The sequence below is a fragment of the Nonomuraea sp. CA-141351 genome (genome assembly GCF_050944675.1).
GTDB lineage: Bacteria > Actinomycetota > Actinomycetes > Streptosporangiales > Streptosporangiaceae > Nonomuraea.
Genome location: NZ_CP191982.1, coordinates 10,587,601 through 10,607,443, shown reverse-complemented (window position 1 = coordinate 10,607,443; position 19,843 = coordinate 10,587,601). Strand labels below are relative to the sequence as shown.

21 protein-coding genes and 1 tRNA gene are annotated in these 19,843 nt (G+C 68.6%); 15 read left to right on the top strand and 7 right to left on the bottom strand.

The genetic code is table 11. The annotated features are described in order from the left end of the window. Positions 1-126: 126 nt before the first annotated feature. From ACQPWU_RS49765 to ACQPWU_RS49740, 6 genes are all read left to right on the top strand, one after another. Positions 127-942: an SAM-dependent methyltransferase gene (locus ACQPWU_RS49765; protein ID WP_433433440.1), complete on the top strand. Its 816-nt coding sequence runs from the start codon at positions 127-129 to the stop codon at positions 940-942. Positions 943-1,153: 211 nt separating this feature from the next. Beyond that, the gene (locus tag ACQPWU_RS49760) at positions 1,154-2,017 is read left to right on the top strand and encodes a DMT family transporter (RefSeq protein WP_433433438.1); all 864 of its coding nucleotides are present in this window, start codon (positions 1,154-1,156) and stop codon (positions 2,015-2,017) included. A 187-nt stretch (positions 2,018-2,204) separates the two neighbouring features. Beyond that, entirely contained in the window at positions 2,205-4,355 is a 2,151-nt protein-coding gene (secA2, locus tag ACQPWU_RS49755) for an accessory Sec system translocase SecA2 (protein WP_433433436.1), read from the top strand. Between the two features lie 54 nt (positions 4,356-4,409). Beyond that, positions 4,410-4,784, top strand: a complete 375-nt coding sequence (locus ACQPWU_RS49750) for a VOC family protein (RefSeq protein ID WP_433433434.1) — start codon at positions 4,410-4,412, stop codon at positions 4,782-4,784. Between the two features lie 214 nt (positions 4,785-4,998). Next, positions 4,999-5,883 carry a hypothetical protein gene (locus ACQPWU_RS49745; protein WP_433433432.1) on the top strand — a complete coding sequence of 295 codons (885 nt, stop codon included), beginning with the start codon at positions 4,999-5,001 and terminating at the stop codon, positions 5,881-5,883. Positions 5,884-6,197: 314 nt separating this feature from the next. After that, positions 6,198-6,566, top strand: coding sequence for a YciI family protein (locus ACQPWU_RS49740; protein WP_433433431.1), 369 nt, complete (start codon positions 6,198-6,200; stop codon positions 6,564-6,566). A 73-nt stretch (positions 6,567-6,639) separates the two neighbouring features. On the opposite strand, the gene ACQPWU_RS49735 is transcribed toward ACQPWU_RS49740, so the two are convergent. After that, a complete protein-coding gene (locus ACQPWU_RS49735; protein ID WP_433433429.1) occupies positions 6,640-7,227 on the bottom strand; it encodes a GNAT family N-acetyltransferase in 588 nt (195 codons plus the stop codon). Between the two features lie 107 nt (positions 7,228-7,334). On the opposite strand from ACQPWU_RS49735, the gene ACQPWU_RS49730 reads away from it, so the two are divergent. The 3 genes from ACQPWU_RS49730 to ACQPWU_RS49720 are packed head-to-tail and all read left to right on the top strand — an operon-like array spanning position 7,335 to position 10,725. Then, positions 7,335-8,537 carry an acyl-CoA dehydrogenase family protein gene (locus tag ACQPWU_RS49730; RefSeq protein ID WP_433433427.1) on the top strand — a complete coding sequence of 401 codons (1,203 nt, stop codon included), beginning with the start codon at positions 7,335-7,337 and terminating at the stop codon, positions 8,535-8,537. Beyond that, positions 8,528-9,688 (top strand): acyl-CoA dehydrogenase family protein, encoded by a 1,161-nt coding sequence (locus ACQPWU_RS49725; RefSeq protein ID WP_433433425.1) that lies wholly within the window; start codon positions 8,528-8,530, stop codon positions 9,686-9,688. The genes ACQPWU_RS49730 and ACQPWU_RS49725 overlap by 10 nt, the downstream gene beginning before the upstream one ends. Then, entirely contained in the window at positions 9,685-10,725 is a 1,041-nt protein-coding gene (locus tag ACQPWU_RS49720) for an acyl-CoA dehydrogenase family protein (RefSeq protein ID WP_433433423.1), read from the top strand. The genes ACQPWU_RS49725 and ACQPWU_RS49720 overlap by 4 nt, the downstream gene beginning before the upstream one ends. Here the strand turns inward: ACQPWU_RS49720 and ACQPWU_RS49715 are convergent. Beyond that, positions 10,696-11,316 (bottom strand): TetR/AcrR family transcriptional regulator, encoded by a 621-nt coding sequence (locus ACQPWU_RS49715; RefSeq protein ID WP_433433422.1) that lies wholly within the window; start codon positions 11,314-11,316, stop codon positions 10,696-10,698. The genes ACQPWU_RS49720 and ACQPWU_RS49715 overlap by 30 nt on opposite strands. A gap of 154 nt (positions 11,317-11,470) precedes the next feature. Between ACQPWU_RS49715 and ACQPWU_RS49710 the strand changes: the two genes are divergently transcribed. Beyond that, positions 11,471-12,238, top strand: coding sequence for a nuclease-related domain-containing protein (locus tag ACQPWU_RS49710; protein WP_433433420.1), 768 nt, complete (start codon positions 11,471-11,473; stop codon positions 12,236-12,238). Positions 12,239-12,265: 27 nt separating this feature from the next. Here ACQPWU_RS49710 and ACQPWU_RS49705 read toward each other — a convergent pair whose 3' ends face one another. Together ACQPWU_RS49705 and ACQPWU_RS49700 are read right to left on the bottom strand one after the other, a co-directional pair. Next, positions 12,266-13,630 carry a vWA domain-containing protein gene (locus ACQPWU_RS49705; RefSeq protein ID WP_433433418.1) on the bottom strand — a complete coding sequence of 455 codons (1,365 nt, stop codon included), beginning with the start codon at positions 13,628-13,630 and terminating at the stop codon, positions 12,266-12,268. Further along, positions 13,614-14,462 (bottom strand): AAA family ATPase, encoded by an 849-nt coding sequence (locus ACQPWU_RS49700; protein WP_433433416.1) that lies wholly within the window; start codon positions 14,460-14,462, stop codon positions 13,614-13,616. Before ACQPWU_RS49700 ends, ACQPWU_RS49705 begins: the two co-directional genes overlap by 17 nt. Positions 14,463-14,571: 109 nt before the next feature. On the opposite strand from ACQPWU_RS49700, the gene ACQPWU_RS49695 reads away from it, so the two are divergent. The 5 genes from ACQPWU_RS49695 (at position 14,572) to ACQPWU_RS49675 (ending at position 18,050) form a co-directional block, all read left to right on the top strand. Beyond that, positions 14,572-14,645 (top strand) — tRNA-Lys (locus tag ACQPWU_RS49695). Positions 14,646-15,296: 651 nt separating this feature from the next. Continuing rightward, the gene (locus ACQPWU_RS49690) at positions 15,297-15,863 is read left to right on the top strand and encodes an ATP-binding protein (protein WP_433433414.1); all 567 of its coding nucleotides are present in this window, start codon (positions 15,297-15,299) and stop codon (positions 15,861-15,863) included. A 147-nt stretch (positions 15,864-16,010) separates the two neighbouring features. Next, the gene (locus ACQPWU_RS49685) at positions 16,011-16,637 is read left to right on the top strand and encodes a LysE family translocator (RefSeq protein ID WP_433433412.1); all 627 of its coding nucleotides are present in this window, start codon (positions 16,011-16,013) and stop codon (positions 16,635-16,637) included. Between the two features lie 262 nt (positions 16,638-16,899). Continuing rightward, complete coding sequence (locus tag ACQPWU_RS49680; RefSeq protein ID WP_433433410.1) at positions 16,900-17,469, top strand: TetR/AcrR family transcriptional regulator; 570 nt, start codon at positions 16,900-16,902, stop codon at positions 17,467-17,469. Continuing rightward, positions 17,466-18,050, top strand: a complete 585-nt coding sequence (locus tag ACQPWU_RS49675; RefSeq protein ID WP_433433409.1) for a hypothetical protein — start codon at positions 17,466-17,468, stop codon at positions 18,048-18,050. The genes ACQPWU_RS49680 and ACQPWU_RS49675 overlap by 4 nt, the downstream gene beginning before the upstream one ends. A gap of 12 nt (positions 18,051-18,062) precedes the next feature. On the opposite strand, the gene ACQPWU_RS49670 is transcribed toward ACQPWU_RS49675, so the two are convergent. Genes ACQPWU_RS49670 through ACQPWU_RS49660 form a run of 3 tightly spaced genes read right to left on the bottom strand, consistent with a single transcriptional unit; the run spans position 18,063 to position 19,785 of the window. Beyond that, a complete protein-coding gene (locus tag ACQPWU_RS49670) occupies positions 18,063-18,230 on the bottom strand; it encodes a heme-binding protein (RefSeq protein ID WP_433433407.1) in 168 nt (55 codons plus the stop codon). Positions 18,231-18,249: 19 nt separating this feature from the next. Beyond that, positions 18,250-18,795: a dihydrofolate reductase family protein gene (locus ACQPWU_RS49665; RefSeq protein ID WP_433433405.1), complete on the bottom strand. Its 546-nt coding sequence runs from the start codon at positions 18,793-18,795 to the stop codon at positions 18,250-18,252. 60 nt (positions 18,796-18,855) lie between these two features. Beyond that, a complete protein-coding gene (locus tag ACQPWU_RS49660) occupies positions 18,856-19,785 on the bottom strand; it encodes an RNA polymerase subunit sigma-70 (protein WP_433433403.1) in 930 nt (309 codons plus the stop codon). Between the last annotated feature and the right edge of the window lie 58 nt (positions 19,786-19,843).

Here is a 19,843-nt window from a genome sequence, read left to right as displayed (position 1 = left end):
TCTTTCTCGGGCACGCTCCCGCTACCCGGACAGGGCCGCGTAAACCCCTGGCAAAGCACTCGCCGTCCGGCGGCCTGGGCCGGTCCTCGGCTACGATCCCGGTCACAACCTGTCGAAGGGGGCGGGATGAGTCTCGACAATGAGTACGAGTGGGCTCCTCCCGGGGTCGATCCGACGCAGCCGAGCGTGGCCCGCGTGCACGACGCGCTCCTCGGCGGCCTGGAGAACTTCGGCACTGACCGCTCGGTGGCGCGCAAGCTGAAGGACGCGGTGCCCGAAGTGGTGGATCTCGTCTGGTGCAACCGCGCCTTCGTCGGCAGGGTGGTGGACTTCCTGATCCGCGAGGCCGGGATCAGGCAGATCATCGACCTGGGCGCCGGGCTGCCCACGGTGGAGAACACCCATGAGGTGGCGCAGTTCGCCGACCCCAGGACCAGGGTGGTCTATGTCGACATCGACCCCATGGTCGAGCCGCACGCCCGCGCCCTGCTGAACGGCAACCCGTACACCGAGGCCATCACCGCCGACGTCCGGGACGTGGACGCGGTGCTCGGCCACCCGTCGCTGCGCCGCCTGATCGACCTGTCGCAGCCCACGGCGATCCTGATCGTCGGCCTGCTCCATCTCTTCTCGGATCGTGAGGACCCGCACGGGCTGGTCAGGCGGTACATGTCCGCACTGCCGAAGGACAGCTACCTCGCCGCCTCCAACATGCTCGCCTCGGCCAACCCCAAGGCCCGGGCCTTGGAGGCCATGCTGCAAGCCACCATGGGCACCGGCCATTTCCGCGACCGGGAGTCCATCACCGCGTTCTTCGACGGGCTGGTGCTGGTGGAGCCCGGACTGGTGCACTTTCCCGAATGGCGTCCCGACGAGCGCATCCCCGGCCCGCTCGCGACCTGGGAGGAACTCCTGATGGGCGGCGTGGCCCGCAAACCCTAGAGCGTCACCCGCCGCTGAGGACACCGGCCGGAGTACGGCGGATCACCGGGGGCGCTAGGGTGGGCGGCGTGCCGCGACGTTTGATCTGCTCCCCGCCCCCCGCCCTGTAGCGGGCGGCATTTCCTGAAATTTCCGGGTCTGACCGATCCGGGGGTGGTTGCTGCCCGCAGACCGGGCCCATTCCAACCACTCCATCCGGAGAACTCCTGTCATGACCCATGTCTCCGCCCGGCGGGGCGCCCTTTACGCGTCCGTGGCCGCGACCGCCTGGGGGACGGGCGGCGCCGCCGGTTCGCTGCTCTTCCAGACCGGCGGCCTCGGCCCCGCCGGCGTCTCCCTGTGGCGCTACCTCCTCGGCGCCGCCTTCCTCCTCGTCCTCACCCGCAGACCCGTCGTCGTCAACGGGCGGGTCCTGCTGGTGGGGGCCGGGATGGCCGTCTACCAGACGGCGTACTTCGCCTCGATCGCCCACTCGGGCGTGGCCGTCGCGACCGTGGTGACGATGGGCGCCACGCCCGTCTTCACCGCCCTGGGCAGCCGCTTCCTCCTGCGCGAGCCGCTCGGCCGCGTCGCGCTCACCGCTCTCGCCGCGGCCCTGGCCGGGCTCGTCCTCCTCGCCGGCGAGACCGCACTACAGGCCGGCACCTCATCCGTCGCCGGCATCGGTTCCGCCCTGGCCTCGGCCGCCGGATACGCCGGGGTCACGCTCTACTCCAGGCGGCACAAGGATGACGACCCGCAGGGCGTGGCGATCGGCGGGTTCGTGGTCGGCGCGGTGTGCCTGGCGCCGTTCGCGCTGGTGGAAGGGGTGGTGCCGGATGTGAGCGCGGCGTCGGTGTCACTGCTGCTCTACTTGGGCGCGGTGCCGACCGCCCTCGCCTACGGCCTGTTCTTCAGCGCGCTCACCGCGCTCCGCGCGACCACGGTGTCGATCATCTCGCTCGGCGAGGCCGTGGGTGCGGCGCTGCTCGGCGTGGTGCTGTTCGGCGAGCGGCTCACGCCTCTCGCCTGGTCGGGGTGCGGGCTGCTGCTGGCGGCCGTCGCAGTTCTCGCCGTACGCGCTGAATCCGGGTGACTCGGGCGCGAGCGATGTGACGGCACAGCGCGCCGGATGAGTTAAGGTCCGGTACGGCGACGCGTGTCGTATCGTCGCTCCGCTCCCCTCCCTTGAAAGAGGGAACGGTGTCAGCGAAGCGTGCGTTGGAGGAACTGTGGCCTCAATAAAGGGAATTCTCAGGAACCTCCTGGATCGTCCAGGTGGGGTGCCCCTGACCCCCTACCTCAAGATCGTCAAGGCGGCTGACGATCGGGCGGAGCGGTTGCGCGAGCTCGACGAGCTGCCCGAGCCCACGATGGACGATCTGGCCGAGTTCTGCGCCATCGCACGCGAGGCCGCCGACAGGACGCTGGGGCTGCGGCCGTACGACGTGCAGTTGCTCGGAACGCTTGCCCTCCTCGACGGGAAGGTCGCCGAGATGGCCACCGGCGAGGGCAAGACGCTCTCCGGCGCCATGGCCGCGGCCGGCTACGCGTTGCAGGGCAAGCACGTCCATGTGATCTCGGTGAACGACTACCTGGCCAAGCGCGACGCCGAGTGGATGGGGCCGTTCTACGAGGCGCTCGGCGTCAGCGTGGGCTGGATCGGGCAGAACTCCTCGCCGGACGAGCGGCGCGAGGCGTACGCGAAGGACGTCACGTACGGGCCCGTCAGCGAGATCGGGTTCGACGTGCTGCGCGACCGGCTCCGTACCGGCCCCGGCGAGATCATCGTGCCCGCGCCCGAGGTGGCGCTGGTCGACGAGGCCGACTCGGTGCTGGTCGACGAGGCCCGCGTGCCACTCGTGATGGCCGGATCGACCGATCCGGGCAGCGCGGTGCCGGAGATGGCGGCGCTGGTCAGGCAGCTCGTACGCGGCTACCACTACGAGATCGACGAGCAGGCCCGCAACGTCTACCTCACCCCCAAGGGCGCCGACAGCGTCGAGAACCTCCTCGGCGTCGAGCTCTACGACGAGCACGAGCCGGGCACGCTCATCGAGCTCAACCTGGCCCTGCACGCCCACGCGCTGCTCGCCCGCGACGTCGACTACATCGTGCGCGACGGCAAGGTCCAGCTGATCAATCCCTCGCGCGGCCGGGTGGCGCTGCTCCAGCGCTGGCCCGACGGCCTTCAGGCGGCCGTGGAGGCCAAGGAGGCGCTGCCGCCGAGCGAGAAGGGCGAGATCCTCGACTCGATCACCGTGCAGGGCCTGATCCGCCGCTATCCGGAGATCTGCGGCATGACCGGCACGGCCGTGGCCGTCAGCGAGCAACTCGGCGAGTTCTACGGCCTCAAGGTCGCGGTCATCCCGCCCAACCGCCCGTGCGTGCGCGAGGACGAGCCGGACCGCATCTACCCGACCGTGCCCGACAAGGACGCCGCGCTGGTCGAGGAGATCCAGGAGGCCCACGCCACCGGCCGGCCCATCCTCATCGGCACGCTCGACGTCGCCGAGTCGGAGAATCTCGCCAAGCTGCTCCAGCGCCGTGGCATGGAGCCGGTCGTGCTCAACGCCAAGAACGACGCCGAAGAGGCCGCGATCATCGCCAAGGCCGGCGAGCGCGACGCCATCACCGTCTCCACGCAGATGGCCGGGCGCGGCACCGACATCCGCCTGGGGGAGGGCGTCGCCGAGCTGGGCGGCCTGTACGTGATCGGCTCGGGCCGCCACGCCAGCAGCCGCCTCGACGACCAGCTCCGCGGCCGCGCCGGCCGCCAGGGCGACCCGGGCGGCTCGGTCTTCTTCGTCAGCACGCAGGACGACCTGATCACCCAGTTCGTCCCCGACGAGCGCCCGCCCGCCGCCGACGCGGACGGCATCGTCCGCCACCGGCGCGGCGCGTACCTCGTGGGCCACGCCCAGCGCGTCGCCGAGGGGGTCAACCTGGAGATCCACCGCAACACCTGGCGCTACACCCGCCTCCTGGAGCACCAGCGGGAGCTCATCCTGGAGTGGCGCGACAAGGTCCTGCACGGCGACGCCGCCTCCAAGGCCCTGTCCTCGGCCGACCCCGAACGCTGGGAGTCCCTGCCGGAGGACACCAGGGACGAGACGGCCCGCCAGATCGTCCTGCACGCCATCGACCGCTGCTGGACCGAGCACCTGGCGTTCCTGACGGACCTCCGCGAGGGCATCCACCTGCGCGCGCTGGGCCGGATGAGCCCGGTCGACGAGTTCCACCGCGAGGCGGTGGCGGAGTACAAGTCGCTGCTGGCCGAGGTGGAGCGGCGCTCGCTGGAGTCCTTCGAGGCGCCCGAGCCCAATCTGCAGCGGCCGACGGCGACGTGGACGTACCTGGTGCAGGACAACCCGTTCGGCACGGAGTGGGACAGGATTCTCAAGCGCGTCAAGACGGCCACCCGGCGCGGATGATCCGCCTCCCCGTACCTGACGGAGGATGGCAGGTACGGCTGGAAGGCTGGACCCATGACAACGAAGGCGAAACTCCTGGCGGTCACCATCGACTGCGCGGAGCCGAAGAAGCTGGCCGAGTTCTACCACGAGATCACCGGGTGGGAGATCCAGTACTCGGAGGACGAATACGCGGCCATCGGGGACGGGACGAGGAGCATTTACTTCGGCCGGGTCCCCGATCGCAAGCCGGTGACGTGGCCGAGCCCGGACAAGCAGTTCCACCTGGACTTCAGGGTGCCGGACGTGGAGAAGGCGGTGGAGGAGTACATCGCGCTGGGGGCCACGAAACCGGAGTTCCAGCCGGGGATCACGGAGGACGGCGTCGGCTGGATCGTCCTGCAGGACCCGGACGGTCACCTGTTCTGCGTCTGTCCCGAGCGGTCCTGACCCTTGGCCGAGGAGTGCGGCGACCGCCGTCCGCAGCGGTCGCCGCCTCGGCATCCCGTCCGGGCAGCCATCTGGAACAAGAGGCCACATGTAGGTCCCGGTCAGGAACGTCATTCGGTGGGATGATCCACCGAAAGTATGATTCGCCCACTTCGCTTGGCCCATAAGCTAGAGCAATGCTTTTGGAAGGATCCATGCCCCGGCGCGGGCGACGATGACCTGGGTCGGCCTGGTAGTCGCCCTGGTGGGAGCGCTGGGATACGCGCTCGGCGCGGCACTGCAACAGTACGAGGCCGTGGCCGAGGGCGCCTCCCTGAAGCTGGTCAGACGTCCTCGCTGGTGGATCGGTGGTGTCATCGGCTTCACGGGCGCCTGCCTGCACGCCGTAGCGCTCAGCCTCGCCCCGCTGGTGGCCGTCCAGCCGATCAGCGTCGCCACGCTGGTGTTCGCCGTGCCGCTGGCCGCGTTCATGTACGGGCGCAAGCCGTACAAGGGGGAGATCCTCGGGTCCATCGCGGTGGCCGTCGGCCTGCTCTGGCTCATGCTCCTGGTCCCGCAGCACAACGTGACGCCCAGGTTGAGCGACGGCGCCGCGCTCGGCTTCCTGGCCGTGATCGGGCTCATCGTCCTGGTCACCCAGCTGGCCGCGACCCGCGTCCAGGGCCCGAGCCGGGCGTTGCTGCTGGCGGTCGGCGCGGGTGCGGTGACGGCGAGCGTATCCACGTTCGTGCGGGTGGTCGGCGGGGGCATGCAGGGCGACTGGGGGCGGTTGCTGCACTGGTTCACGGTCGCCGTGCCCGTGCTGCTGGTCTGCGCGGTCGTGCTGCTGCAGCGCTCGTACGCGGTGGGGTACTTCGGCATCGCGTACGCCGGCGTACAGGTCATCGACCCCATCACCTCGGTCCTCGCCGGCGCGATCCTCCTCGGCGAACCCCTGCCGACCAGCCCTTCCACCGCGATCCCAGCCATCCTGGCGAGCGCGCTCACCATCGGCGGCACGATCACCCTCGGCCGCCTCGCCCCCGACCACTCCCGCCCGGCCCCGGTGGATGCCAAGCCGGCGCCGCGCCCGGTCTCGGCGACCTCCGAGGTCAGCTGACTTCCCAGCCTTCACCCTCGGCGCCGGTCCCCGCGTCCCGAGCGGCCCACCTGCTGCTCCAGCAGCACCGGGACACACCGCTCCGACCGTGTGGAATCCGAGGCGTTCGGTCGCCTGAGCCACGGTGACGACAGCGTACGCCCCGAAGTGCGGAAGGCTCACGCATACGGCACGCCCAGGTGAGGCGCCCTTCGGAAACAGCCGCCACTCTTTTGCGGCCGGGCGCCAGGAGGATGTCAAGAACGCGGCATCGGCTCCGACTCATTGCCGAACGGCGCCTCCGGGTGCGCCGCCCGACCATCGAGGGAGACGACGTGAAATTCCTGTTGATCATGCACATGAATCCGCATATCTGGGACGCGCTGACCGAGGAGGAGCGCAACGAGGTGATGAGCGGCCACGGCGCGTTCATGGAGACCATCAAGAAGTCCGGAGAGATGATCGGCACCGCCGCGCTGGACGACCCGTCGAAGAGCGCCGTGGTCCGGGTCCGGGGCGGCGTTCCGGCGGTCACCGACGGGCCGTATCTCGAGGCCAAGGAGTACCTCGGCGGCTACTACCTGGTCGAATGCGACAGCAGAGAGCGCGCCCTGGAACTGGCCGCGATGATCCCCGACGCCGGCGTGGAGGGCCTCGGCATCGAGGTGCGCCCGGTGGTCTTCGCGGGCACGCCCGAGGACTGAGCGAGCGGTGAGTGAGGAGTTCCTGACATCCCCGATGAGTTTCACATGCCGCTATCCGCTTGTCGCCGGCCGATCACGCGAGGGCGGAGCGCGTCAGGCGGGCCCGGTGCTCCGGCCATTCCTCTTCGAGGATGCCGAAACAGACCGTGTCGCGCCAGGTGCCGTCCGGCCGCCTGCGGTGCCGTCGCAGGGTGCCCTCGTGCAGGCCGCCGATCCGCTTGATCGCGTTCTGCGACCTGAGGTTGAGGTTGTCGGTCTTGAGCAGGACCCGGTTGTAGCCGAGCCCGAACGCGTGATCGATGAGCAGGAGCTTGCAGCTGGTGTTCACGGCCGTACGCCACACCTCCCGGCCGTACCACGTCCAGCCGATCTCGATGCTCTCGTCGAAGCCCGGCACGTCGCCGTACGTGGTCCAGCCCACGGCCCGCCCGCTCTCCTTGACCACCACGGCGAAGGGAACGTGCTGGTCGTCCGACACCAGGCCGAGGGCGACCTTCGCCAGCTCCTCCTCGGAGCGCGGTGCGGAGATGGGCAGCCAGCGCCAGAGCTCCTCGTCCCCGCCGCCGGCGGCGAACAGGTCGGGAATGTGGTCAAGGGTGAGCGGCTCGAGCCGGACGACGTCGTTCTCGAGCACTACAGGCGCAGGCAGCTTCGCGGTCATGGCGGCAACTCTAGAGAGCCCGTGAAGTCGCGATTAGGGCCACATGCCGGTTTTTGCGGAGAACCACCTGTCGACACTCATACCGGCCGGTCGGTAGGCTCACAGCCATGGACTTCGCCTTTGACAGCGTCACCGAGGACCTGCGCGAACGACTGCTGAGCTTCATGGACGAATGCGTCTATCCCGCCGAGACCGCCTTCGAGGAGCAGGCGGCGACCAGTGGCTGGAGCCCCCCGCCGCTGATGGCCGACCTGAAGGACGAGGCCAGGAAGCGGGGTCTGTGGAACCTGTTCCTCCCGGGTGAGCACGGCGCCGGGCTGACGAACCTCCAGTACGCGCCGCTGGCGGAGATCATGGGCCGGAGCCCCACCATCGCCCCGACGGCCACCAACTGCGCCGCGCCGGACACCGGGAACATGGAGGTCCTGTCCATGTTCGGCAACGAGTGGCAGCGCAAGGAGTGGCTGCGGCCGCTGCTCGACGGGGAGATCCGCTCCGCGTTCGCGATGACCGAGCCCGACGTGGCCTCCTCCGACGCCACGAACATCGCCACCTCCATCGTTCGCGACGGCGGCGAGTACGTCATCAACGGCCGCAAGTGGTTCATCTCCGGCGCGATGAACCCCGACTGCAAGATCTTCATCGTCATGGGCAAGACGAACCCCGACGCGCCCAAGCACCGCCAGCAGAGCATGGTCCTGGTGCCGCGCGACACGCCGGGGCTGCACATCAAGCGCGGCATGCACGTGTTCGGCTACACCGACGCCGACCACGGCGGCCACGCGGAGATCGAGTTCGAGGACGTACGCGTACCCGTCGAGAACCTCATCGGCGAGGAGGGCGGCGGCTTCGCCATCGCGCAGGCCAGGCTCGGGCCCGGCCGCATCCACCACTGCATGCGCCTGATCGGCATGGCCGAGCGCGCCGTCGAGCTCATGTGCAGGCGCGCGCTGGACAGGACCACGTTCGGCAAGCCCATCGCCCAGCAGGGCGTCGTGCAGGACTGGATCGCCGAGTCCCGCATCAAGATCGAGCAGATGCGCCTGCTCGTGCTCAAGACCGCCTGGCTCATGGACACGGTGGGCAACCAGGGTGCGCACACCGAGATCCAGGCCATCAAGATCTCCACCCCGCAGACCGTGGAGTGGATTCTCGACAAGGCCATCCAGGTCCACGGCGCGGGCGGTGTCTCGCAGGACTTCCCGCTGGCGGGGCTCTGGGCGGGCGCCCGGTCGCTGCGGCTGGCGGACGGCCCCGACGAGGTGCACAAGCGGTCTCTGGCCCACCGGGAGCTGAAGAAGTGGATGTGAACATCAAGGAGCGGGTCGCGGCGTTCCTCGCGGAGCACGACCCGGACGGAGATCGGCTGGAGTTCCTGCGGGCGAGATTCGACGCGGGGCTGGCCTGGGTGTGGTTCCCCGAAGGGCTCGGCGGGCTGGGCGCGTCGCGGGAGTCGCAGCAGGTCGTGGAGCGCGAGCTGGCCGGCACGCCGCAGATCAACTCCGGCGTCCAGGGCATCGGGCTGGGGATGGCCGCTCCGACCATCCTGGCGTTCGGGACGGAGGAGCAGAAGCGTCGCTTCCTGCGGCCGTTGTGGACGGGGGAGGAGATCTGGTGCCAGCTCTTCAGCGAACCCGGCGCCGGATCCGACCTGGCCACGCTCGCGACCCGCGCCGTGAGGGATGGGGACGAATGGGTCGTCGATGGCCAGAAGGTGTGGACGTCCGGCGCCCATCACGCCAGGTGGGCCATCCTCGTCGCGCGTACCGACCCGGACGTGCCCAAGCACCGCGGCATGACGTACTTCGTCTGCGACATGCAGGCGCCGGGCGTCGAGGTGCGGCCGCTGCGGCAGATCACCGGTGAGGCCGAGTTCAACGAGGTCTTCCTGACCGGCGTACGGCTCCCCGACGACCTGCGTCTCGGCGAGGTCGGCGACGGCTGGCGGGTCGCGCAGACCACGCTGATGAACGAGCGCGTCGCCATCGGCGGCGCTCCCGTGCGGCGGGGCGGCGGCATGGTCGGGGTCGTGCTCGACTCCTGGCGCGCGCACCCCGAACTGCGCACCCACGACCTGCACCAGCGGCTGCTGTCGCTCTGGGTCGAGTCCGAGGTCACCCGCCTTTCCGGGGCACGGCTGCGCGAGCAGCTCGCCGCGGGTCAGCCGGGGCCCGAGGGATCCGGGATGAAACTGTCGTTCGCCAAGCTCAACCAGGCGCTGTCCGGGTTCGAGGTGGAGTTCGGGCGAGACCTGGGCTACGACGACTGGACGTTCCGCCGCTCGGAGGACGTCGACTTCTACGGCCGCGGCTCCGGCTACCGCTACCTGCGGGCCAAGGGCAACTCGATCGAGGGCGGCACCTCCGAGATCCTGCGCAACATCATCTCCGAGCGGGTGCTCGGCCTGCCCTCAGAGCCCCGCGTCGACAAGGACGTGCCCTGGAAGGACCTGCCGCGATGAGCCTTCTTTACTCAGAGGTCGAGGAGGAGCTGAGGGCCGCGGTGCGCGGGCTGCTCGCCGACAGGTGCCCTCCCGCCGCCGTGCTCAAGCGGATCGAGTCCGAACCCTACGACCTGGACCTGTGGAAGACGCTGGCCGGCGAGATCGGGGTGGCCGGGTTGCTCATCCCGGAGGAGCACGGTGGCGCCGGGGCGTCGGCGAGCGAGGCGGCCGTCGTGCTGGAGGAGCTCGGCAGGGGAGTGGCGCCGGTGCCGTTCTTCACCAGTTCCGTGCTGGCCACGTACGCGCTGCTGCCGAGCGGGGACGCCCTGCTGGGGGAGCTGGCAGAGGGCAGGAAGACCGCCGCGCTCGCCGTGCCGTTCGCGGCGAACCCGTACAGGCTCGGCGCATCCGTGCGGGTCGAGGAGGGGCGGCTGACCGGGACCGTCACCGGCGTGGCCGGGGCGGATGTGGCCGACGTGCTGCTGGCACCCGTCGGCGGCAGGCTCTACGCCGTGGAGGAGGGGGCAGTCGTCGAGGTCGTGCCGTCGCTCGACCTGACCAGGCCGGTCGCGACCGTCGCCTTCGACCGCACGCCCGCCCGGGACGTGGGGGAGTGCGACCTGGCGGCGGTGCTGAGGGCCGGGGCGGGGCTGCTGGCGTCGGAGCAGCTCGGGGTGGCCGAATGGTGCCTCGACACGACGCTCGCCTACGTCAAGGAACGCCACCAGTTCGCCCGGCCCATCGGCTCCTTCCAGGCGATCAAGCACCGGCTGGCCGACCTGTGGCTGGACGTGGTCAGGGCCAGGGCCGCCGCCAGGAGCGCCGCGACCGACGGCTCGGCGATCTCCGTGGCCGTGGCCCAGTCGTGGAACGCGGGCGTCGCCGTGCACGCGGCGGAGGAGGCCCTGCAGCTGCACGGAGGCATCGGCATGACATGGGAGCACCCCGTACATCTCTATCTCAAGCGCGCGAAAGCCTCGGAGATCGCGCTGGGCACGCCCGGCGACCACCGTGCGGCGCTGGCCTCACTTGCCGACGTGCCCGGCCCCGAGTGAGGTGAGCAGCAGGTCGGCGAAGTGCCTGCCCACCTGGGCGCCGGTCAGCGGCCCCTCCGTGTGGAACCACGTGCCCAGGTGGTGCACCGAGCCGAAGAAGTAGTCGACGACCAGCTCGGCCGGGACCCGGTCGCTGAAGACGCCCTCGCGCTGCCCCTCGGCCACGAGGTCGCGGAAGCGCTCGTGGTAGCGGCGGCGCTCGGCGCGTACGGTCTTCTGGGTCTCCGGGGCGAGCAGGTGCATCGACCTGAAGAAGATCTTGGAGTCGTCGAGGTTCGCGGCCGTGGTCTCCACGACGTCGGCCGCGGCCTTGTAGAGGCGCTGCCGCACGTCGCCCGGGCCGTCGGCGATCCGCGTCAGCCGTTCCATCTGCATGCGGAGGACCCGGGCGTAGATCTCGTGCAGCAGGTCGTCCTTGGAGTCGAAGTAATGGTACATGGCGCCCTTGGTGACGCCGGCCGCCACGACCACCTGCTGAACGGAGGTGCCCTCGAAGCCGCGCTCGGCGAACAGCCGGGTCGCCTCGGCGAGCAACCGCTGTCTGACCGGTTCGTCTTTCACATGGTCCCCCTTTGTCACCTGCCCTAGCATACCGACTGGTCGGTTCAGGTCATTTGCTGGTCTTGCGGGTACTAATTACGTCACCTTAGGCTCGCCTTGGTCAGGAGGCGGGTATCTCTTGACCGGCGAGGGATCTTCGGCGTGGCAGATCCTGCAACACATCTACACATTCGGGGAGTTTGCCGTGCCCGGTGGCTCTATCTACGTGCAACCAAATGAGAAGTACACAGGGTCTTCCCCGCAGTGGTGGTACGAGAAGTTCTGGCGGGAGGACGCCCCCAGCCGGCGCAGATCCAGGTACGTCAAGGCCGCCGTGGGATTCGTGGTCGGGTTCGCGCTCGGGCTCAGGTTCGACCTTGCCGGAGCGTCCCCGTTCTTCGGCCTGATCATGGCTGGGATCGTGGCCGGCGGCGACTGGTATCTCGACTGGCGCTCCTTCCACGCGACGGCGGTCTGGCGCGGCGCGCGACGCGGCGAGGCGATCACCGGGAAGATGTTGCGCAGGTCGCTGAGCCGTCACGGCTACAGCGTGCTCGACGGCCGAGCCATCCGCGGCCAGGCGTCCATCGACCATCTGGTGATCGGCCCGGGCGGCGTGTGGATCATCGACAACGAGTCCTGGAGCCCCGACACCGAGATCGCCTGCTACGGCGGGAGGCTGTTCTTCGGCGAGAAGTACGGTAGCAAGACCGCCAAGCCGCTGGTCGAGACCGCCGAGGCGTTCGCCGAGCTGCTCACCCGCGAGACGCGCATCCCGGTGACGATCACGCCCATGCTCGCCGTCCACTGCGGGCTGCTGCCCAAGGGCGGCATCGTGGGCGCCGAGGGGCTGACGCTGCTCAAGCCGCGGCTGGCGGCCAAGGTGATCAAGTCGGCCGACGGCGTCGTGCTCAACGACGAGCAGATCGAGCTGCTGGCCCGCACCGCGGCCAGGGAGCTCCAGCGCACCTGACGCGCCGGGCGAAACCGGCCGGCGCGCTCAGGCGAGCGTCTCGATGAAGGCGGTGAGCTGGGCGACGTTGCGGCACTCGTACATCGGGACGACCGTGCCGTACTCACTGGCGACCGAGTCTCCCGTGTCCCACTGCGCCGTGGGCTCCGGGTTGAGCCAGTACGCGTGGCGCGAGCGGGACACGAGCGACCTGAGCACGTCCAGGGCGGGCGGCTGGTAGTTGGAGCGGGCGTCGCCCAGGATCAGCAGTGAGGTCTTGGGACCGATGGCGTCGCCGTACCGCTCGGCGAAGCGCTCCAGCGAGTGCCCGTAGTTGGTGCGGCCGAAGCGCACCATGTCGGCCTCGTTCGCCAGTCTGGTCATGGCCTCGACCACGTCGGCGCCCGGGACGAAGAACCTGGTGATCTCGTCCACCGTGTCCACGAACCCGAACGCGCGCACCTTGGTGAACTGCTCTCTGAGCGCGTACGTGAGCAGCAGCGTGAAGTGCGCGAACGACGAGACCGAGTCGCTGGTGTCGCAGAGGATGACCAGCTCGGGCCTGTGCGGGCGCGGGGGCCGGAAATGGGTGGTCAGCGGCACGCCGCCGCTCTGCAGGGAGGCCCGCATGGTCCTGCGGAAGTCGAGCCGGCCGCGCCGCCCCTTCCGCTGTTTGATCGTCAGGCGCGTGGCCAGGCGTCTGGCCAGCGGATACACCTCGCGGCGCAGCCGGGCCAGGTCGGCCTTGGTGATGCGGAGGAAGTCGATCTGGTCGAGCGGGGGGCGCACGGCGGAACGGGCGATGCGTTCGATCCCCGAGTCCTCGGCGATGCGGCGGCGCACGTCGGTGGCCACGGCGTCCTCGAAGCGCCTGGTGTTGTCGTAGACGCGCCGGCGCACGTTCTTCTCGGCCAGGCCGCCGCGCTCCTGGCCCTGGAGGACGTTCTGGAGGATGCGGGCCATCAGCGTCTCAGGGGAGAGGGCGCGCATGACGCTGTAGGAGAACCAGTTCTGCCGCCCCGGGCTCGTCGTGGGCTGGCGGCCGAAGCGCCCGACCATGGCCTGGGCGAACTCGCGCATCTCCTGGTCGGTGCCGCCGGTCAGGAGCCGGGCGAGGTGGTCGCGGAGCTCCTCGACAGAGGCTTTCTCCGGATTCATCAGCGTATGTGCGCGTGGGGCGTACATGCCGGACGTCGACGCCGGGAACCACAGGTCGAACAGCACGTCGAACCCCGGCCGGTACGCGGGCTTCTTGACCAGCGTCGCCGCGTAGGCGGCACGCAGTGACTCCCGATCGCTCAGCTCGATCACCCGCAGCGCGTGCGCGGCATCCAGCCCCTCGGCCACCGACACCGGTATCCCGGCCTCGCGCAGCGCCTGCACGAACCCGACATGTCTATCGACCAGCGACATCCGGCAGCCCCAGCTCCTTGACCGCCCGCGTCTGGTCGGAGGCGTGCTTGAGCACCACGCCCAGCGTGCCCGCCACGGTGGCCTCGTCCAGCTCCTCCCGCCCGAGCGCGAGCAGCGTGTTCGCCCAGTCCACGGTCTCGGCCACCGACGGCGCCTTCTTCAGCTCGAGCGCACGGAGCGTCGCGACAGTCCTGGCGAGCCGCTCGGCGAGGTCGGCCCGGATGCCCGGGACCTGGCTGAGCACGATGTCCCGCTCCCGCTCGGGGGTGGGGTATTCGAGGTGCAGGTAGAGGCAGCGCCGCTTGAGCGCCTCCGACAGCTCGCGGGTGGCGTTGGAGGTGAGCACCACGTACGGCCGGCGCGTCGCGACGATGGTCCCCAGCTCCGGAACCGTCACCTGGAAGTCGGACAGCAGCTCGAGCAGCAGCCCTTCGACCTCGACGTCGGCCTTGTCGGTCTCGTCGATGAGCAGCACGGTGGGCCCCGCGGCCCTGATCGCCTTCAGCAGCGGCCGCTCCAGCAGGAACTCCTCGGAGAAGATGTCATCGTCGGCACTTGTGGCCTGGATCCTGAGCAACTGCTTCTTGTAGTTCCACTCGTACAGCGCCCTGGCCTCGTCGAGGCCCTCGTAACACTGCAGCCTGATCAGCTCGGCCCCGGTCGCCATGGCCACCGCCTTGGCCAGCTGCGTCTTCCCCACGCCCGCCGGTCCTTCGACCAGCAGCGGCTTGCCCAGCGCCGCGGCCAGGAACACCGACGTGGAGATGGCGTCGTCGGAGAGGTAGTCCACGGCGGCGAGCCGCTCCGTCACGTCGTCGGGGGAGTCGAACATCGATGATCCTGTCTGCCGGAGCTCGTGGCCGAACTTTATTCTAGCCGGACGGGCCGACCTGATACCGATTCGACCAACATAGGGATCACCGGTATATTCCTCTCTGCAAGCGCCGCTAGCTCAGTTGGTTAGAGCAGCTGACTCTTAATCAGCGGGTCCGGGGTTCGAGTCCCTGGCGGCGCACGCATAAGAAACCCCAGGTCATGTCCGTGACCTGGGGTTTCTCGATTTTCGGAGTCCCACGGACCGTTTCAGACGATGCCGAGGCGCGCGGTTGGTTGCTCGCTGGTTGCTCTTCGGCGCCGTTCCGGCACATGGCCGGGCCGTCCTGACCGCCGTTTCGGGCTCGATTGCCAACGCCATCCCATGGAAGTGCTGGAAGAAGGGCACGCCTGGAGGATTCTGGGGCACGTTATGGCGAGTTCTGACTTCTGCCGGGTCAAGGTGTGATCTTGACTGCCCGGTTTCGCGGGCTCCGTATCACGTGGTGAACCTGGCTCCCTATCGTGCGAGATCTGATGGCCGCAGCGCCTGCCGCCTTGTTTGTCGATCTCCGGCATGTGTGGAGACGGTAGAAGTCGGCGATCCAGGTGGCGATCTTCAGGTGGGCTTCGGCCGGGGTGCGGAACCGGTAGCGGTGAACGTATTCGACCTTGAGCGTGCCCGTTGACGGGACCACCTTCAGACGCCGGCACAACTCCTGGCAGCTGGCAAGCCCTGGGCCGACAGATCCCGGCCCGGGGTGTCCCCGGGGGCGAGCTGCCCGGCCTCCGCCTGCAGGTCCGGGCGGCTCGCCTGCTCTGAACCGCAACCTCTTCAAAGGAGTCCCACCCCGTGACCACCCCCGCCGCACCGGCCCTGTCCGATGAGCTGGATCGGCTGCTGAGCCGCATGCGTCTGCCCTACCTGCGCAAAGCCGCGCCCGATGTGCTGGCCACCGCCCGCGCGCAACGCTGGGACCCGGCCGAAGTGCTGCGCGTGCTGATCAGCGAGGAGGTCATCAGCCGCGACGCCGCCACCCGCCGCCAGCGCCGCACCGCGGCCGGCTTCCCCACCGGTAAACACTGGCCTCCTGGCAGTCCGCGCAGTCCTCCATCGGCGAACCCACCCAAAACGCGCTGGCCACCCTGGAATGGTGGCCGCGCCGAGAACCTCGTCATCGCCGGCCCGTCCGGCACCGGCAAGTCCCACTTCGTCGAAGCCCTCGCCCACGCCGCGATCGAGAAAGACCTGCGGGTCGCCTGGTTCACCCTGGAGACCCTCACCGCCACCATCAGCAAGGCCAAGGTCATTGGAAGAGTGTGGTGGTTGGATGATCCATTTATGGACACGCCTGGTGATACTCTCTGCGTATACGACAGTGCTGCGGACGGTTGGGGCATCGAGGGAACTCTCTCCTAAGTGGCCGTCTCCGTAAATCTCTCGGGGGTTCCGCAGCTGCGTCTACTACGGCAGGCTGATGCTCGCGGCCAGGTGCCGGTGCTGCGTTGAGCGATTCCGTGGCACGGACCGGCGCAGATCGGCAAGAATGTTGGCATATTCGGGTATATGTGGATTCACCTGGTTGCGTTCCTCGGACTCTCCCTCGCGGTCATCTGCACCCCTGGCCCCGATACCGCGCTGACGGTACGCAACGCGTTCTCCGGCGGCCGCCGCAGCGGTGTGTGGACGGCTGGCGGGGTGGCCGCTGGACAGGCCGTCTGGACCCTGGCCGCCGGTCTCGGCATCGCCGGGCTCATCCAGGCGTCGGAGCCCTTGTTCCTGGTGATGAAGGTGGCGGGTGCCGCCTATCTCTGCTACCTCGGCGTCCAGTCCCTGTGGGCGGCGTGGCGGGGTCATGCGGCGCAGGCCGCTGACCAGTCTGAGCTCCGCCTGACCCCGGTTAGATCGCTGCGTCAGGGTCTCGTCAACGACCTCGCCAATCCGAAGATGGCGGCGTTCTTCATGAGTCTGCTGCCGCAGTTCGCGCCGGCGGGGGAGGGTGCGTTTGTCACGATGCTGGGGCTGGGGCTGCTGTTCAGCCTGCTCACTTTCGCCTGGCTCACCGTCTACAGCCTTCTGATCGACAAGATGCGCGCCTTGTTCGACCGGTCGCGGGTCCGCCGGACGCTGGACGCGGTCACCGGCGGCATCCTCATCGCCTTCGGCCTGCGCCTGGCACTTTCCGACCGCTGAGCCGCGCTTGCGGCACACCAGCCCCTGGCTGGGCAAGGTCAGGGCCGACGGTGCCGACCTTCTTCGTCGGCGCGCTCAAGGGAAATCGATGGCGTACGCCGCAGCCGCCACGACTGGTGCATTCACTCAGCGCACGCTGACAACTCCATGTTGTGAGGCCAAGTGACTGCACCCATGGCTGGCCATAGCCACCCTGGCGCCTTGATTCCCGTGGATGGTTCCCGATTGTGTTAGAGAGTCTCAAGATGTTACTCTCTAACACATGAAGGATGGTCTCCGGGCACGCCGCAAGGCGCTTCTCCGGCAGGAGATCCAGGCACACGCGATGCGACTGTTCCAGGAGCGCGGCTACGACGAAACAGCCGTGGCCGACATAGCCCAGGCAGTGGGCGTCTCGTCGATGACGGTCTTCCGCCACTTCCCGACCAAGGAAGACCTCGTCCTGTCCGACGAGTTCGACCCTGCCCTGGCCGCCCGCGTCCAGGCCAAGCCTGCCGACCAGCCGCTGCTACGGCGCATCGGCGACACGCTGGTCGAGAGCCTGGCCCAGACGCCGCCTGCCGAGCTCGACATGCTGCTGGCTCGGCTGAAGCTCGGGCTGGCCACCCCCGCATTGCGTGCCCGCTGGCTGGACAACGAGTACCAGACCCAGAAGGCCATTGTCGATGCGCTCAACGACGGCCGGTACGACGAGTTCCACCTCCAAGTCGTCGCCAGCGCCTGCCTGGCCGCCGCGACCACCGCTCTCACCCGCTGGGCGGAGAGCGGAGGACAAGACATGCCCCACGAACTCCTCGCCCAAGCCCTCGGCATCCTCCAGGAGGAATCTTGAAAATCCGCAGAGTCGTCACCGGACACGACCCCAGCGGCACCGGCGTCGTCGTCAGCGACGACCACGTCGAACCGTTCGCCCCCGACCTCGGGCAGAAATGGTCCATCTGGGCCGGCGACGCCACCGTCACCCTCCCTAGCGACGGCGCACCGCCGCCGTTCACCGGCCCGCTCCTACCTCAGCCGGGCGGCTTCCACATCACCGTCTTCACCCTGCCGCCCCGCTTCAACCCCGACGACCTGCTCGGCCGAGACCCGGCCAAGGCCGCCGAACTGATGCGCCAGGCCGCCGACGAATCCCACCCCTTCGTCCACGACCCCAACCCGCCCGGCGGCCATGGCGACCTGCCCGGCTCGTCTGCCATGCACGCCACCGCCTCCATGGACTGCATGATGCAGCTCACGGGAGAATCCGTCTTCGTCCTCGACCAGACCGAGGTGCATCTCCGCCCCGGCGACTGGCTCATCCTCAACGGCGTTGCTCACAGTTGCCGCAACGACGGCGACGAGACAGCCGTCCTGATCGGCGTCGTCATCGGCGCCCACCACACAGGACTTCCGCTCAGGACATCCGCCACCTGACATGCGCACCCACTACAAGATCGCTGTCAAGTGACCCGACTGGCCCATGCCCAGCGCTCCCCATGCTTTGGCGATGGCGATGGCGACTCGTGGGTAGCCGGCGTCGTCCTGGCGCAGCAGGACTTTGACGTGCCCGCCGGGGTCGAGGACGGCGATCATCACGGTGCGGTCGAAGAGCACGAGGGCCAACCCTGGGGCCTCATCTCTGCATCTCGTAGGTCAGCTTGACGATCTTCGAAAAGGTCTTCACGCCCGCGAGCCTCAGCTTGGCATCCTGCCCCTCCCGAAAAAACTGCTTCCCGCTCCCGGCCATGAAGGGGTAAACCGTGAGGTCGATGACATCGATCAGCTGCTCTCGCAGAAGAGCCTCCCCGAACTGGCCGTGACCGAGAAGCAGCAGGTTTCCCCCGTCTTGCTGTTTGAGGCGGGCCACCTCGGCAACGGCATCGCCCCGAACGATGATCGAGTTGTTCCAGTCGGCCCTCTCAAGCGTCGAGCTGAACACGTACTTCGGGATCGTCGTGAGTCGGTCGGCCCACATCGGCTTGTGGTCTGTGCGACCGTCATACAGTTCCGCGAACGCTTCGTAGATGCGGCGCCCGAACAGGATCGCGTCGCAGGCCGTCAGCAGACCCAGACCGTCCCGCAGATAGGCCTCATCCTGGTACTCGGCCACTCCCATGCCCACCGGGTCTTCAACGACACCGTCCGCCGAGGCCAGAACGTACTCGATCACTTTCCGCATAGCGGTAACCCTCCTAATTCGGTTACCGCTACCTACGAATGAGAGCCCTCGAACTCATCGCTACTGCTCGAAGAGCGCGAACAGCTTCGGGTCCCGGTAGACGAGCAGGTGGGACAGCAGGCCGTCCGCTCCCCCCGTGAGCACATGGAGCGTGTTGGGCTGCACACCGTCGTCGGTGACGTGATAGAGCAGCAGCCCTGGTTGATGATTGGCCGAGATGGAACGCGTCTGCCGGCGGGCGCCACGCCGGCGGAAGAGGTCTTCCATGAATGCCCGGTACGGAACTCGGCCGCGCAACCACTGTAGAACTGGCGGCATCTCGAAGACGACATCCGCTGTTACCAGCTGCTCCAGTGCCTCTGCGTCCCCCGCTTCGAAGGCCCGGGCGTACTGCTCGACCAGTGCGGCTTCGATGCCTCGTTGCTCAGGGCGGCCATCCGTTCGCGTCTGTGAGAGACGAGCTCGAGCGCGCTGGAGTGCGGAGTTGATCGCAGGTACTGAGGTGCCGAGTGCGGCGGCAGCGTCAGCCGAGGAGTAACCCAGCACCTCACGCAGAATGAAGACCGCGCGCTGTTGGGCCGGCAGCGCTTGTAGGAGAGCCGTCAACGCCAACCGGACTTCGCTGCCCCGCACCACAGCATCGCCGATGCCATCCTCGCCCAACCAGCTTGACGGGGCCGGCTGCAGCCACGGGGTGTCGAACCGAGGGACCAGAGGGGCGCCCACCTCGAATCCCGGATCGCTGAGATCGCGCGGCAGCGTACGGCGGCTCGCGTTCCGAAGCCGATCCACGCAGACATTCCGAGCGATCCGAAACACCCATCCGGTCACGCTCCCTACTTCGGCGTCAAAGTCACCCCGCGCTCGCCATACCCGCTCAAGCACATCTTGGACGGCGTCTTCAGCATCGAACGGAGAGCCCAACATCTGATAGCAGAACGCCCACAACTCGCGGCGGTGCTCGCCGAGGAAGCCATCCAGGACCTTCATCCATCCCCTGTCCACGGGACTAGTATTCACTCACCGCAACAAGGCCGACGACCACACT

Excerpts from the sequence above, each read along its gene's own strand:
- ACQPWU_RS49765 (WP_433433440.1), top strand. The coding sequence starts at position 127 with ATGAGTCTCGACAATGAGTACGAGTGGGCTCCTCCCGGGGTCGATCCG.
- ACQPWU_RS49760 (WP_433433438.1), top strand. The coding sequence starts at position 1,154 with ATGACCCATGTCTCCGCCCGGCGGGGCGCCCTTTACGCGTCCGTGGCC.
- ACQPWU_RS49750 (WP_433433434.1), top strand. The coding sequence starts at position 4,410 with ATGACAACGAAGGCGAAACTCCTGGCGGTCACCATCGACTGCGCGGAG.
- ACQPWU_RS49745 (WP_433433432.1), top strand. The coding sequence starts at position 4,999 with ATGACCTGGGTCGGCCTGGTAGTCGCCCTGGTGGGAGCGCTGGGATAC.
- ACQPWU_RS49735 (WP_433433429.1), bottom strand. The coding sequence starts at position 7,227 with ATGACCGCGAAGCTGCCTGCGCCTGTAGTGCTCGAGAACGACGTCGTC.
- ACQPWU_RS49730 (WP_433433427.1), top strand. The coding sequence starts at position 7,335 with ATGGACTTCGCCTTTGACAGCGTCACCGAGGACCTGCGCGAACGACTG.
- ACQPWU_RS49720 (WP_433433423.1), top strand. The coding sequence starts at position 9,685 with ATGAGCCTTCTTTACTCAGAGGTCGAGGAGGAGCTGAGGGCCGCGGTG.
- ACQPWU_RS49715 (WP_433433422.1), bottom strand. The coding sequence starts at position 11,316 with ATGCTAGGGCAGGTGACAAAGGGGGACCATGTGAAAGACGAACCGGTC.
- ACQPWU_RS49705 (WP_433433418.1), bottom strand. The coding sequence starts at position 13,630 with ATGTCGCTGGTCGATAGACATGTCGGGTTCGTGCAGGCGCTGCGCGAG.
- ACQPWU_RS49700 (WP_433433416.1), bottom strand. The coding sequence starts at position 14,462 with ATGTTCGACTCCCCCGACGACGTGACGGAGCGGCTCGCCGCCGTGGAC.
- ACQPWU_RS49685 (WP_433433412.1), top strand. The coding sequence starts at position 16,011 with ATGTGGATTCACCTGGTTGCGTTCCTCGGACTCTCCCTCGCGGTCATC.
- ACQPWU_RS49680 (WP_433433410.1), top strand. The coding sequence starts at position 16,900 with ATGAAGGATGGTCTCCGGGCACGCCGCAAGGCGCTTCTCCGGCAGGAG.
- ACQPWU_RS49665 (WP_433433405.1), bottom strand. The coding sequence starts at position 18,795 with ATGCGGAAAGTGATCGAGTACGTTCTGGCCTCGGCGGACGGTGTCGTT.
- ACQPWU_RS49660 (WP_433433403.1), bottom strand. The coding sequence starts at position 19,785 with ATGAAGGTCCTGGATGGCTTCCTCGGCGAGCACCGCCGCGAGTTGTGG.